Source organism: Pseudomonas sp. LBUM1679, assembly GCF_059695565.1.
The window spans coordinates 4424975-4439053 of the sequence record NZ_CP166774.1; the positions used below are offsets into that span (position 1 = coordinate 4424975).

A 14079-nucleotide genomic window follows, 5' to 3' on the forward strand; every position below is an offset into this window, starting at 1 on the left:
GTTGATCGAAGTTGTGTAAAACGCCCTGGCTGAACTGCGCCAGGGCATGATTGCTGGACTTACAGATGCATCAGGGACTCAATTAAGCCACTCGATTTGGAAGCTATGGCGCCCCAAGAGCGGAGCCAGTATTTCCTGATCAGTTCCAGCCCTGATGCAGGCGACATGCCCACGGCGATTGTCCTGCACGACCTCAACAGCAATATTCGAAAGCCCAAGGCGCTCTACTTCCTGCTGGACTACTTTGGCAATCTCCCGCTGTTGCAAAGCGGGCTTGAATATCTTGCCCACGGCAGTCAGTGGCAACGCTTCGAGGATTTCAATGCGCTTGGGAACGGCTGCCCGTTCGCTGATGTTGAGATGAGCGAACGCCTCAAGTTCTTCGACGTTGCAAACTTTCCCGGGGCGCAGTTGAACGTAGGCGACCGGCACCTCGCCCGAGTAGGCATCGGGGCTGCCGATTGCAGCGGCCAAGGCGACGGCGGGATGCGCCTGCAGAGCCTCCTCGATTTGCTTGGGATCGATGTTGTGGCCGCCGCGGATGATCAACTCCTTCTTGCGTCCGGTCAGCCAGAAGTAACCCTGCGCATCCTGACGACCCAAGTCGCCCGTATTCAGCCAGCGCTGCCCGTCGAAATCGATCCAAAGGCCCAGGTTATGACGCTCCTCCAGATAGCCATCGAAGAGGTTCGGACCACTGATCGTGATGAGGCCAATCTCATCCACGTTGGCGTCGCGCAAGTACTCTCCAGAATCGTTGAGCAAGACCGCGCGCATATTCTGGTACGCGATCCGTATCCCGATGGAGCCCATACGGCGCTCGCCATGGGGCGGATTGATTGAGGAAACGCAGGCGCCCTCGGTGAGGCCGTAACCTTCAAGGATCTTTACCCCGGTCCGGCGCTCGAACTCGCGGAAAAGCTCAGCCGGCATGGGTGCGGCGCCACACATTGCGAAGCGAAGACTGGATAGGTCGCGGCCCTGCCATTCATTTTGCAGAAGTGCGGCATAGACAGTCGGCACGCCGGAAAAGAGGTTGATACCGAAGTGCTCGACCATCTCCCAGAACCGTGGGATCACCCCCTCGCCACGATACCCATGAGGCGTCCCGAGGATCACATGGTCGCCTTGAGTCCAAGGCATCAGTCCAGTCACCAGTTGTCCATTGACATGAAACAGCGGCAGGCCACAAAAGATAACCTGGCCACCACTGCGTGGCTGCAAGTGAGCAGCCACGGCCCATGCATTGAACACTTCGGAGCCATGGGTACGCGCGGCGATCTTGGGAAGCCCGGTGGTGCCGCCCGTACAGATGTAGGAGGAACACTCATCCTGACGGATTTGCCGACCGCTCTTCAGGTGTGTGTGCGGCTGAGCATTCATCAACGATTGCCAATCGTGGATCGCAATATCGCTGTGTAAATCTCGTTCCTTCAGTGCCCCGGCTTTCAGTGCCCTACGTACTGATTCGTCAACATAAGGTGCCATGCTGACCCAAACGACAGACCTGATCCCGGGTAACTGTTCCAGCTGCGAAGCCAGTTTCGGCCATAGGTCGCTGCCTGGAGTTGGCGCGAGCGTCACCACCACGGATGCCTTCGCGGCATTGAGCAAGCCAGCCATCTGCGTGGCCTCGAGCAGAGGATTGATCGCCATGACGATGCCCGCCGCTTCCCCGCCCCATATCGTGAAATGGGTTTCTGGCAGATTGGGCAAAACAAAGGCAATCACCTCGCCCGGTTTTATGCCCAGGTCATCGAAGGCATTTGCCGCGCGGGTGATATCCGCGAAGAGCTGGGAGTAGCTCCACTCGTAGGAGCGCTTGAAATCGGCGGCATCGGCGAAGAAGCTCAGCGCCGGTGCCTGGGGGTTGCGCTCGGCCGCCCGACGCAGCGCGTCATAAGTGCTGCAAGCCAGACCACGCTCCGACAAGGGGACTCGTTCGAGACTTTCGATGTTATTCAGGCTCTGCACAACCATTAAACTTCTCCCACGACCCGGTTGCGTTGCACGCCAAGGTCGACCACACCATCGGCGCTGCGAATACGCGCCTCGACCACGTCACCGGCCTTGAGGTACTGCGTCCGGCCCTCTTGCGCCTTGAGGAAAAGCTTCCACTTGGTGGCTTCTGGCAAAAGGGCTGCAATGCGCATTTTGGCAGGCGAAGGGATCGTTAGAGCGCAGCCGGCAGGCGTACCGGTGGCGATCAGGTCTCCAACCGCGAGATCTTGCAAAGCGCAGAGTTCGGTCAGGGTTTCAGCGGGGCCGTAAACCAGGTTGGCCGTGCTGTCGTTCTGTCGCACCTGGTCGTTGACTGTCAGGCGCAGCTGCAGTGCTTTGAGGTAATGCATGCTCTTGGCATCCAGCAGGCACAGGTAGGGGCCGACCGGGCCGAAAGTGCGGTAGCTCTTGCCCTTGTAGAACTGCATCTGGGGAATCTGAATGTCACGCGCCGAGTAGTCATTGACAATGACGACGCCTGCAATGAACTCATGCAGATTGGCGTCGGTGACAGCAACAGCGCCGGTGATCGAGCGCTTCATCACAAGGCCCAGTTCGATCTCGTAGTCAAGGAAGCGCACGTGGCGCGGCTTGATCAGGTCGCTGTCAGCCGCCACCAGGCAACTCGTCGCCTTGGTGAAGATCATGTTGAATTTCTTCGCATCCGGGTCCATGCCCGACTCGATCATGTGCTGACGGTAATTGGCGCCTTGGCAAACGAACTGCTGGTTACGGGTCACCGGCGACAGCAGTTTCACTTCGCCCTCCGCAAGCTCCGTCCCTTTGATTTGAGCGAGGTCGTCGATACTGTTCTGGCGAATGAAGTCACCGGTGGTTTCAAAAACACCGGGGACAACCGTGATACGGCCCTGGCGAAGCACGCCCCAGTGGATACCGTTCTGAAATTCGAAGCGGACTACGTGTACAGCAGACATTGAAGGTACTCCTGGAGCGGCGTTTGTCCCGCGCTCGGTGGCGTGGGAACTGTGGTGTTGTTCTGAAAGGGGGCTGGCAACGCTGTAGACCAGCGAGCCACCGGCGATCAAGGCGCCGGCTTTAAGCACATCCCGCCGGCCATACTGGGTTGAATTGCCAGACATGGCGGCAGTCCTACCCGAACATCCGCATGAGCGTGATCAACTTGCGAACGGTCAGATCCGGGCTGCGCCGCAGGTTGCGGATCAGCGCACGCAGACTGGCCAGGCTCATCTTGGGTTTGGTAAAACTCTTGGGCATGCGCTGCCCCCACTGCGCCATTGCCTCGGGGCTCACCGGATGAATGCCCGTAGGCCGAGTGGCCGTGAAAATATCCCCGTCGCAGTAATGCTCGTGCTTGTCACCCCAAGGGTCTTGCCAGTAATCGAAGATCTGACTGCCCAGAATGTGCCGGCCGATGCCCCATGAGTGCTCCCAGCCCCGCTCCCGCAAGACGCGCTGCCCCATGCCCACGGCGTCTGCATCGACGACTTCATAGGCGCTATGGCTGTAGGTGGCCATGAATCCTTGCGCAATCGCCAGCGTATGGTGATCCGCGGGAATATCACCGAGATCAAGGCGCATGAAAGTGACGATAGGCGTGCCGTCGGGGAGTACCTGCACATCGCTGGGAATAAACCCGAAATGCTGCGTATACCAGGCACAGGTCGCTTGATAGTCAGCCACTTCAATGACGATGTGGCCAAGCTTGAGGACTTCAGGGGGAGCAATCGGCGGGCGCTGCGTGGCGTTGATTCGTGGCTGCTCCTGGGCCAGATTCCAGTGCAGAGGCGCTCTATGTGCCAGAGTCTTGCCTGGCGTCTGGTCACAGACGGCTTCCACAATGAAACCGGAAGGATCCGTCAGTCTGACGTAATACCCTTTGCCAGGGTGTTCCGATTTCTCGACCGAAGACGCACCCGGGATTCGAGTGAGCTTTTCCAGATCTTCCAGGGACTGCACGGCAAGTCCGAACCCGATAAAACGTGCCTGTTTGGCACGTTGGACACGGTAACAATAGGCAGTGGCGTCGGTGGCACGTAGATAGAGCGTCTCGGCGTCCTGTCGACTTACCGTCAGGCCGAAGTCGGTCAGGAAACGCGCCGCCTCATTCAAGTCCGGCCGCTGGAAAATCAGGTGAGTCAGATCCCGGGCTTTTACCGTCGGCTGCGGATGCCGGGCGGGTTGTTGTGTCGCCAACCGGTGCAATTCGATTTTTTTGTTCATTGTTGTTGTTTTCCGGTTTTTCAGGGCAAAGCTGTCCCGAACCCCTGAAAATCCAGGGGTTTAGCCAATTAAGTCAGTGACGAACTCAGTCGAGAGATGGAAGTGCCGGCAACTCTTTGGTCGCCAACGCACGAGCCTCCTCTGACGGCACACCCAATGCGCGCAATACCAGCTCGGCGGTATCAGAGCCCGACTCGCGCCACGTTCGATGCCCCTCCAGTACCAGGAAAATCGAGCCAAGCACGCTGCTCGATATCAGCGTCAGTACCGAAAGCAATTGCTCCTGCGCAAACGTGTAGCGCCCAGTGGTAAGCCCGCTCAGAAGATCCTTGGTCGCCTGGCTGCTGAACATTTCGCGCAACGCAGAATTGCTCATGGCGAATTTATGGATGAACGCGCCCCACTGGGAGTCTTCATGCGCTCGGCGAATGAAGAATCGAATGCCATTGGCAAGGCGATGAGCTGGATCCGAGAGGGAGTCAAAGCTCTTGTTGACGCGCTCATGCATCTCCTTCGCGAGATGGCTGGCGACCGCCTCGAACAGGCTTTCCATGCTGTCGATGTTGCTATAAACCGTTCCGCGCGCCACGCCTGCCTCTTGCGCGAGGTCAAGGATGTTCACCTGTGAGGTGCCTCTCTCGGCGAACAGGCGAAAGGCAGCTTGATGAATGCGACGCTGTGTTGGATTCAGGGATTCCACGGTTCTCTCTCCAGGATTACCTTATGGATCAATTGAACACTCGTGTTCATTCCGCGTCAACCATATTTTTTTGGTCTGTTGGTTTTTCTGTCTGAAACCGGCCTTAAACCTAATAATCTGGATGCCATGACCGAGGTCGCCAAATCAATAAAAGCACTGCACATTGACATAATTGAACACTCGTGTTCAATTATGCTGGCCGACTTTTATCAGCTGAAGGACAGAACATGACCGGCTCAAATCTCTTCAAACCGCTTCGATTGCCCAACGGCACGGTGATTCCAAACCGGATCGCCAAGGCTGCCATGGAGGAGAACCTTGCCAATGAGGATCACGCTCCAGGGGAAGCGTTGGTCAAGCTCTATCGGAGTTGGGCGGAGGGTGGTGCCGGTCTGATCATCACCGGCAACGTGATGGTTGACCGTCACGCCTTGACCGGACCCGCTGGCGTAGTGCTTGAGGATGATCGGAACCTGGGCCAATTCAGGCTATGGGCCGATGCTTGCCGCGGCCGTGGGGCTCAGGCCTGGATGCAAATCAATCATCCCGGACGGCAGCTGCTGGCTTCAATGGGGCAATCGGCAAGGGGCCCCTCCGCAGTGGCGGTCGATATCCCCGGCCTTTCAAAAGCGTTTGTGCCGCCCAGGGCTTTGGAGGAGCAGGAGATCGAAGAGCTGATCGGGCGCTATACCCAAGCGGCGGTGCTGGCCGAGCGTGCCGGATTCACCGGCGTGGAGATTCATGCAGCGCATGGCTACCTGTTCAGCCAATTCCTTTCGCCCTTGACCAATCGGCGCGACGACCGCTGGGGCGGTAGCCTCGAAAATCGTGCGCAAATTCTATTGAAAACCATCGACGCAATACGTCAGCGAGTGGCACCGATCTTTTGCGTCGCGGTGAAGCTTAATTCCGCGGACTTTCAGCGCGGCGGTTTCGATGCCGCGGATGCGGCTCGCGTAGTAGAAATGCTTAACACCAAGGCGGTCGACCTGGTCGAGTTGTCGGGTGGCAGCTACGAAAGCCCGGCCATGCAGGGACAGACCCGCGATGGCAGCAGCCTGGCTCGAGAAGCCTATTTTCTCGAGTTCGCAGAAAAAATAGGAGAAATAGCGCGCATGCCGCTGATGGTCACCGGCGGCGTGCGCAGAAAGGAGGTCGCGGAGCGAGTGGTGAGCGGCTCGGTGTCGATGGTCGGACTTGCCACTGCACTGGCAATCGAACCTGCCCTGCCGAGGCAGTGGATGGCAGGTCGGGACGTCAGAGTGGAGCCCATCGTCGTCCGCTGGAAGAACAAGACGCTGGCATCGCTGGCAGTGGCGTCGGTGATCAAGAAGCAGCTCGGCTTGCTGAGTCAAGGGAAACGGACAAAACCCGGGACGTCGCCGCTCATGGCATTGATCGGCAATCAACTGAAAGCTCGTCGCCAGGCGAAGAGCTATCGGCAATGGATTGATCAAGCCAGGTAGAGGATCAGGCCGGTAACGGCTTGCCGGCGATTTTCCTGGCTCTGGCAGGTGTGACGCCCAGAGCCAGGAGAATCATTTCGGCAACCCGCAGATCGTGCTCCGCCACCGCACGTCCCTCGACAACCGAGCGCATTGCTCCGGTTGTGCATGACAGGACGATATCCAGGGCGACCCCCTCGTCCGCGTAAGCAAACGTGCCCGCACGCAGTCCCTCACGCAGGTCGCCCAGTACATGGTCAGCCAGACGCGAGCGCATTGCCTGGTCGAAATGGATGATGCGCAGCAGCGCATTCGCCCATTGGTGATCGGCCGCAGCCCGGCACACAAACATGCGCACGCCGATCGAAAGCCGCTGTGCGCCGCAGTGCACGTCCCTGCTCATGGCGGAAATGGCATCGGAGAACTCGGCGGCCATGGCGATGCCAACCGCCTCCAGCACTTCGTCGCGAGTTCGAAAATAGTTGTAGATGGTGCCGTTGGATACTGCTGCTTCCGCAGCCACCTCGAGCAGTGCGATCTCCCCCACTTCCTTGCGTGCGATAAGGCGCAATGCCGCGTCCACCAGGCCGCGGCGGGTGCGCTCACGTTTCTTGTGGCCTCTCGTGAGAGGTTCCGGCGCATCAGCTTCTAAAGGAAGTGTGGGGGAATGCATTATCAAGCTCGCAATCTAATGGGCTCGTTGATGGTAACGGAAACGCTGTCCGGCGTGGCGTCTTCGCTGGCCAGCAGCCCCCTGCAGTCCCGAAGAAGATTGCCTGCCTCTGTGCCAGGGGCGTGGTGCATGATGATACGGTCGGGGCGAACCGCAACGAGCGTTCCCTTGGCAGCCAGCGGCAGGATCTCATGGTTCATGTCTTCGATGAAGTCACAGCTGCCGCTGGAGCGTTGGCCGCGTGCTCGGATCTCTAAAAAGTGGCCTCCCATTTTTTCCCAGGAAACGATCTGATCAGGAGTGAGCAGTGACAACGGGTCCACACCGAATCCAACCAGGGTCAGGCTATCTCCCAGAGCATCGTCGCTCAGTTTGATCTGCTTTTGCAGGTTGCGAGTCCAGGCCTGGGGAAACAGGCTGCCACGTACCAGCTTGTCGCCCCGGCGATGCTGCACGAACAGGCCGTGTTTGAAGGTGTTCTTCGGCTTGATGTCCAGCTGTTCGAAGTACTTCCTGGTCGCGGGAGTCAATGCCAGCATGCGCATCAGGCCGTGGATGAAGAAAGCGGCAATCTTGTTCTTGGGCATCACCAGACGGCCCATGAGTTTCGCCAGATTGATCATCGCCTGAGCATGGGGGCGGCGCTCTACATCATAGCTATCGAGTATTGCAGGCGTGGCATGGCCGCGAAGGACCCAAGCCAGTTTCCAGGCAAGGTTGGCGCCATCTCGAAGTCCCGCTACGAGGCCCTGCCCGACAAAAGGAGGGGTGATGTGCGCTGCGTCGCCGGCGAGAAAGACGCGCCCCTTGCTGAATTTGTTGCAGCACCGCGCGTGGAATCGATACACCGCCTTGCGCTCGATTTCCAGCTCCTGCGGGTTGATCCATGGCGCGATCAGCCGGGCGATGCTTTCCGGGCTTTCCAGCTCTTCCCGGGACTCGCCGGGTTGCAGCATGAACTCCCAACGCTCTCTACCGCCGGGTGCCGGCATGTGCGGCGTCGGGCGGCGCGGATCACAGAGAAACTCGATGTGATCAATCGCTGACTTATGACGGTTCTTGACATCGACAATCAGCCAATCTTCCGCATAGGTCTGCCCTTCGAATTCCTGGCCAATCAGCGCTCTGACCCTGGAGCTGGCGCCATCCGCTCCGATCAGGTACTGGGCGCGAACGGAATGCGACTGCCCATTTTGATCCCGTACGGAAGCGAAGACGCCATCCGACACTTCGACCAGGCTCTCAAGCTCGAAGCCACCCAGGCTGGTGACGGTTTTAAGCCGGGAAACCTGGCCGCGCATCGCGTGTTCGAGGTCGGGTTGATAGAACGTCACGAGTTTCGGATGGCCGTCGACGCACCCTTCGGTATTGGCTCGACCGAACTGCCCGAGTACCGGGGAGTGCATCCTCACTTCAGGGATAACGATCTTCTCGAAAGCGTCTTCCGACAAACCGGCTTGTTGCAGGATGCGCAGCGCCTCGTTGTCCAGAGCAATGGCACGAGGCATCAGTACGACGTCATGGACCTTGTCCAGAACCAGGGTCGTGACCCCATAGCGGCCGAGCAGCGACGCGATTGTCGCACCTACCGGACCATAACCGATAACCAGCACGTCGACGGCGGCGGGAGGCAATTGGCAAACTTTCTTGTTGTTGTTCATCTCGAGCCCTTGTTGTGATTGAAGTCGTGAGACGCACAGGTCTCATCGTTAGGCAGAATCAAGGTATGCAATATTGAGAGATATTTCAATATTGATGTTTTTGTCATTAATTTTTTGAGATCATTGAAAAAGCCGTGATGAGGCCGAACGGACGTTGAAATGCCAGGCCGTAACTGGCCACGTTAAGGGGAAGAAGGCTCGTGGCATGAAGTTGCGTATGTGCCAGTTTCCGACCGACGACGCTTGGCTTCAGAGCAGATCGGCGTTGTCATGGGAGCAACGACCCGGGACTGAAGTGAGTAACTGCTAGGGAGCCGAGCCAAGGTTGGAGAACAATCGGTGCAGGAAGGCAGGTCCACAGGACTAGGAATTCGGGCGCATCGTTTTCTAGCATCGAACCCCGTGCGAATCTTTCTTCAGCGCACCACCATGTTTTTAGCATTTAGGAATCAATCGTGGCGCGTCCGCAACCCCATCCGACCCCCGTACTGCTTGACTTTGGCGAGTTCGAACTCGACGAGGCCAACGCTTGGTTGTTGCGTGATGGGCAAGCGTTGGCGTTGGCGCCTACCCCTTTTCTGTTGTTGTGTGTGCTCGCACGCCAGCCGGGCTCGTTGGTATCCAAAGATGCCTTGCTGGATGCCGTGTGGGGGCATCGATACGTCAGCGAATCGGTCTTGAAAACGGCCATCAGCGATCTACGCAAGGTGTTGGGCGATGATCCCAAGCATCCTCGTTTTATCGAGACGGTGTCGCGGCGTGGCTATCGATTCATCGCCGTGTCGGCCTCTGCTTCTTCGATGCCGCCTGCATCCCCGGTGGCGGCGGCGGGTGACACGCATCCGTTGCCGTCATTCATCGGTCGCATCGACGAGATCACCAGGCTGCAACGGGCGTGGGAGCGAGCCGGTGACGGCCAGCGTGCCGTGGTTTGGCTTGCTGGAGAACCGGGGATAGGCAAGACCACGCTGATCGAACATTTTCTCGCCGGCCTTGGCGGCATCGCTTGCGCACGCGGCCATTGCATGGAGCACTTCGGCACCGGCGAACCGTACCTGCCGGTGCTGGAGGCGTTGGCCGATCTGTGCCGCAGCGACCCGACCCTGCCGCTGTTGTTGCGCGATGTGGCACCAACCTGGCTTCTGCAATTGCCGTGGCTGAGTAGCACGGAGGAGCGTGACGAATTGCGGCGCGAACTGGCCGGCGTCGGCCCGGAACGCATGCTGAGGGAATTCGGTGAGTTGTTGGACCGCTACACAGAGGTGCGCCCGATGTTGCTGGTGACCGAAGACCTGCACTGGAGTGATCGGGCGACGGTCCAGCTCATCAACTACATGGCCCGCCGACGTGGCCCCGCGCGGCTCATGTGGCTGTCGAGCTTCCGCCTTGCCGAAGTGGTGGCGCTCGACCATCCGCTCAGCTCATTGCGCCACGAACTGCGTCTGCAACGCTTGTGCGAGGAAGTGGTGCTCGATCCTTTTTCGGAAACTGAAGTCGCCGACTTTGTGGCGCTGCGTTCAGCCTCACTGGCACGCGATGAAGACTTCGTGCGCGCCCTGCACGAACGGACCGACGGCGTGCCATTGTTCGTTTCCTCAATCATCAGCGAAGTGATGGATGCAAAAGAAGACGAAACCACCATCGAAGCTCGACTGGCGGATCTGGCGGTTCCCGACAACTTAGCCGCCATCATTGATCACTACATCGCCAAGCTTGATCCGGCGCAACGTACACTCCTCTCGGCGGCTGCGGTGTGCGGGTCCGACTTCCGGATTGAGACGGTTTCGCTGGCCCTCGAGCGCAATCTCTCTTTGGTGATCGGCGCCTGTGAGGAACTGATGCGTGAGCAGGTATGGCTCACACAATCGCGGACTCCCGATGTTGACGAGGCGGTAGAGCCTCCTTACTCGTTCCGACACGCCCTTTTTCGCCAGGTGCTGTATGAGCGCACGCCGCGTTCGTTGCGCATCGATCTCCATGGCCAGGTTGGCAATGCCCTCGAACGCGAGCGCTCGGCCGGTGTGCCGGTTGCTGCCTCGGAACTGGCGATGCACTTCGACCGTGCTCGGCTGCCGATGAACGCGCTGCGCTACTACGCCGAGGCCGCAGAAGCCGCGCTACTGCACTTCAGCCCGGACTTGTGCATCGGCCTCACTGAGCGCGCCCTACTCCTTCTTATGCAGGCACCCGAAGGGACGGAGCGCGATACGCTCGAAATTACCTTGGCCACGTTGCAGGGAGTTTCGGCCTTCCACATGTTCGGTGTCGGCAACGAAACCAAGGGCGCTTTCGAACGTGCGTACTCGCTGCTCGCGGATGTACCCGAGCACCCCATGCGCGGTCGCCTCCTGCACGGGTTCGGCTATCTGCTCGGTCTGCGCGGAGACTATTTGCAGGCTTTGGAAGTGGCAGAGCGTGCTGAGGCTCTCTCCCTAAACGCAAACGATCAAGAGCTCATGCTGGCGGCGTGCATCGTTCAGGGCGAGGTGCATCACCTCCAGGGCCGCACAAAAACAACTCGCACTTGGCTAGAGCGCGCCCTCGCAATCGCCGAGTCGCTGGGCATAGGGACAAACGAGATCTTTGCGGCAGATCCCCAGGTCATGCTGCACGGTATGCTGGCCATCGAGCTGGTGCGGTCTGGCCTGATTGAGCAAGGGCGAATCCATATGCAGCAGGCACGAACCCGCGCGCATACGCTTCGACAACCTATGACCTGGCTGGTCGCCACTTGGCAGGAGGTGTTGATCGAGGTACGACTGGGAAACCCCGTGCGGGTGGCAGCGTTGGCTGACGACATGCAGATGCTCGTTGATGAATATTCGCTCGCACTCGGGCGCACAGCCTGCCGCTGGTGGCGCGGCTGGGCCGACGCGCGTAACGGTACCCCCCACGACGGCTACCTGCACATCCGTAAGGCCTACGAGGAACACACCGGACTCGGTATGCGCTCCGGTGCCAGCGAGGTACTCGGCTACGCCGCCGAGGCGCTGCTACTTGCAGGCCATTACGACGCAGCGCACGTTGAATTGCAGGAAGCCTTCCGGGTGGGAGAGGAACTGGGCGAACGCGTATACCTGCCGCAGTTGTTGCTGCTGGAGGCCGCGATCGCGCGAGCTCAGGGTCGGTCGGACGCCAGTAACGCGGCAGTACGGGCTGCGATTGAGGAGGCACGCGCCCAGGAAGCATCGTGGCTGGAGCTGCTAGCGCTGGTGGAGTTGTGTGAGCACCACGAGGTTACGGCCGAGGATCATCAGGCATTGTCGACTCTGACTGACCAATTGCCCGAAACTGCCGGAACCGAACTGGTGAAACGTGCGCACTCACTGCTTCTGGCTGCTAAGTCGACTTGAAGCGACCGCGTTCCCTTCATTGCCTGGTGAACTGATATCGCGCCCACTCAGCGTGGCTAAAACCGCTGGCCTCCGTCTCTGTTTTGCGGGTGCTGTCCCGACCAAACTCTGACCTTTCGCTTACGACTCGACCCAGGGGGCAGCCTACGCTGTCGTCGAACTTTCTTGATCCCTTGGTCCGTGATGAGCCTGAACCCTGAATCCAAATACCCGAGCCGCCGCGCATATGTAGTCAAGATGCGTAGTGATGCCGCGCCGGGGGCCCTCGTGGGCCGCCTCGAAAACCTGGTCACCGGACGTCAACGCGAGTTCTCGTCTGCCGAAGAGTTGCTGGAGTCGATTGACTCGGATCTAGCGTCGGCCGCCAGTGATCAGGTTGTAGACACTGACCGCGAGTGACTCCTTCCAACATAAACATAAATGAGCGCATGGCGACCGAACGGCGACGGTTCGCTGACGACTTCGCGCGCACCGGAACCTACGCTGATGCAACCTCGAATTTACACGAGCTCACTCTGATGTCGCGATTTTTCACTTCCCATCCGCTGTCCCACCACATCGGTCGGACAACCTTACAGCGCATCGAGCGCACGACTGGCTTAGTTATTGCGGTAGCCCTTGTCACTTCGATTTCCCTCGCCCTTTCCGGCTGCTCCACACCTGTCGCCAAGCCATCGGTCGAAGTCCCGAGCAACTTCGCCGCCAGTACGGCCTCCGAGATGGAACCCGAGGCGGCCTGGTGGGAGGTCTACCACGACCCATTGCTGACGGATCTGGTGCGCCGAGCCGCGCGTGAGAACCGCGACGTCAAGATAGCCGCCGAGCGCTTGCGTGCCGCGCGTGCCGGAGAAACGGTCAGCCAGTCCTGGCTGCTCCCGAGCGTCGGAGCCTCCGCCTCCGGCAGTGACCGAAGCAGCGGCTACAACTCCGCCACGAAACGGGGTTATCCGGATACCAAAACCACCAGTGTGGGTCTGGACGTCTCGTGGGAACTCGACCTGAGCGGCCGTCTGCGAGCCGGCGCAGCGGCGGCTGACGCCGATGCGCTAGCCGCTGAACACAGCATGCGTGGAGTGCGCCTGCTGGTGATGAGCGACGTCGTTAGCAACTACTTCACACTGGTCGGTGCGCAGCGCCAGGTCGCGACGCTTCGCGCAATCTCGGCGATGCAGGACGAGACGCTGCGCTTGGTCACCGCGCGTCAACAGGTGGGGCTGGCATCCGCCTTCGACGTCGAACGCGCGCAGACCGACGCATTGTCGGCGCGGGCGCAGATTCCGCCGCTGGAAACCCAAGTTGCGGTGTCACGTCACCGAATTGCGGTACTGATCGCAGACCAGTCTTTCAACACCAAGAACATCCAGCCTTCAACAGGTGATTTGACCGACGTGCCCGAGGCCAAGCCCGGCCAGCCCGCCGAGCTGCTGCAACGCCGCCCTGACGTACTGGCGTTGATGGCACAGCTCGACGCCGCCAATGCACGTCGCCAGCAAGCGAAAGCTGAATGGTTCCCCCAACTCTTCCTTGGTGCGTCCTTCGGCCGCCAGGGTCTCAACCTGAACGGTGCCGATCTCGGCGCTGCGCGCTTCACCAACGTCGCAGGCCTGCTGGCGATGCCGCTCTTCAACGCCGGGCGCACGCAAGCAATCAACGAAGCGGCTGAAAGTGCTCAACAAGAGGCGCTGCTGCGCGCCGAAGACGGCATCGTGCGGGCGCTTGAAGATGTGGAAAACGCCCTGGTCACGCTTGCGCAGGAACGCCGCCGCTCCGGGTCGCTTCAATTGGCCGCCGCTTCCGCAGAGACGGCACAAAGTCGCGCCCAGTCACTCTATAACCGCGGGCAAATTGACCTGTTGCCTCTGCTGGATTCGCAGCGTGCGCGCCTGGCGGCACGCCTGAGCGCCAACGACAGCAACACCCGTCTGCTGCTCAATAGCGTGCAGCTATACAAAGCACTGGGCGGGGGCTGGCAGGTGTTCGAACAACCCTCCAATCCAACCGCATCCGCAAAAGCCGACCGGCCACCACTTTCCTAAGAATCTGT

Annotated in this window: 10 protein-coding genes; 4 read left to right on the forward strand and 6 right to left on the reverse strand. The window is 59.6% G+C overall.

The genetic code is table 11. From position 1 onward, the window contains the following. Window positions 1-78: 78 nt before the first annotated feature. The 4 genes from ACA062_RS20125 to ACA062_RS20140 all read right to left on the reverse strand — a co-directional run bounded on the left by ACA062_RS20125 (window position 79) and on the right by ACA062_RS20140 (window position 4903). Window positions 79-1980, reverse strand: a complete 1902-nt coding sequence (locus ACA062_RS20125) for an acyl-CoA synthetase (RefSeq protein WP_497452665.1) — start codon at window positions 1978-1980, stop codon at window positions 79-81. Then, window positions 1980-2936, reverse strand: a complete 957-nt coding sequence (locus ACA062_RS20130) for a fumarylacetoacetate hydrolase family protein (protein WP_497457461.1) — start codon at window positions 2934-2936, stop codon at window positions 1980-1982. Before ACA062_RS20130 ends, ACA062_RS20125 begins: the two co-directional genes overlap by 1 nt. A 175-nt stretch (window positions 2937-3111) precedes the next feature. Beyond that, the gene (locus ACA062_RS20135) at window positions 3112-4203 is read right to left on the reverse strand and encodes a VOC family protein (RefSeq protein ID WP_497452666.1); all 1092 of its coding nucleotides are present in this window, start codon (window positions 4201-4203) and stop codon (window positions 3112-3114) included. Between the two features lie 85 nt (window positions 4204-4288). Continuing rightward, window positions 4289-4903, reverse strand: a complete 615-nt coding sequence (locus tag ACA062_RS20140) for a TetR/AcrR family transcriptional regulator (RefSeq protein WP_497452667.1) — start codon at window positions 4901-4903, stop codon at window positions 4289-4291. A 227-nt stretch (window positions 4904-5130) separates the two neighbouring features. Here ACA062_RS20140 and ACA062_RS20145 point away from each other — a divergent pair, with 227 nt between their 5' ends. Beyond that, window positions 5131-6369: an NADH:flavin oxidoreductase/NADH oxidase family protein gene (locus ACA062_RS20145; protein WP_497452668.1), complete on the forward strand. Its 1239-nt coding sequence runs from the start codon at window positions 5131-5133 to the stop codon at window positions 6367-6369. A gap of 4 nt (window positions 6370-6373) precedes the next feature. On the opposite strand, the gene ACA062_RS20150 is transcribed toward ACA062_RS20145, so the two are convergent. Then, window positions 6374-7021 carry a TetR/AcrR family transcriptional regulator gene (locus ACA062_RS20150; protein WP_497452669.1) on the reverse strand — a complete coding sequence of 216 codons (648 nt, stop codon included), beginning with the start codon at window positions 7019-7021 and terminating at the stop codon, window positions 6374-6376. A gap of 2 nt (window positions 7022-7023) precedes the next feature. Further along, complete coding sequence (mhpA, locus tag ACA062_RS20155; RefSeq protein WP_497452670.1) at window positions 7024-8682, reverse strand: bifunctional 3-(3-hydroxy-phenyl)propionate/3-hydroxycinnamic acid hydroxylase MhpA; 1659 nt, start codon at window positions 8680-8682, stop codon at window positions 7024-7026. Between the two features lie 455 nt (window positions 8683-9137). On the opposite strand from mhpA, the gene ACA062_RS20160 reads away from it, so the two are divergent. From ACA062_RS20160 to ACA062_RS20170, 3 genes are all read left to right on the forward strand, one after another. Beyond that, complete coding sequence (locus ACA062_RS20160) at window positions 9138-12035, forward strand: AAA family ATPase (RefSeq protein ID WP_497452671.1); 2898 nt, start codon at window positions 9138-9140, stop codon at window positions 12033-12035. 183 nt (window positions 12036-12218) lie between these two features. Then, entirely contained in the window at window positions 12219-12434 is a 216-nt protein-coding gene (locus tag ACA062_RS20165; protein ID WP_497452672.1) for a hypothetical protein, read from the forward strand. A 119-nt stretch (window positions 12435-12553) separates the two neighbouring features. Then, window positions 12554-14071, forward strand: coding sequence for an efflux transporter outer membrane subunit (locus ACA062_RS20170; protein WP_497457462.1), 1518 nt, complete (start codon window positions 12554-12556; stop codon window positions 14069-14071). Window positions 14072-14079: the final 8 nt, after the last annotated feature.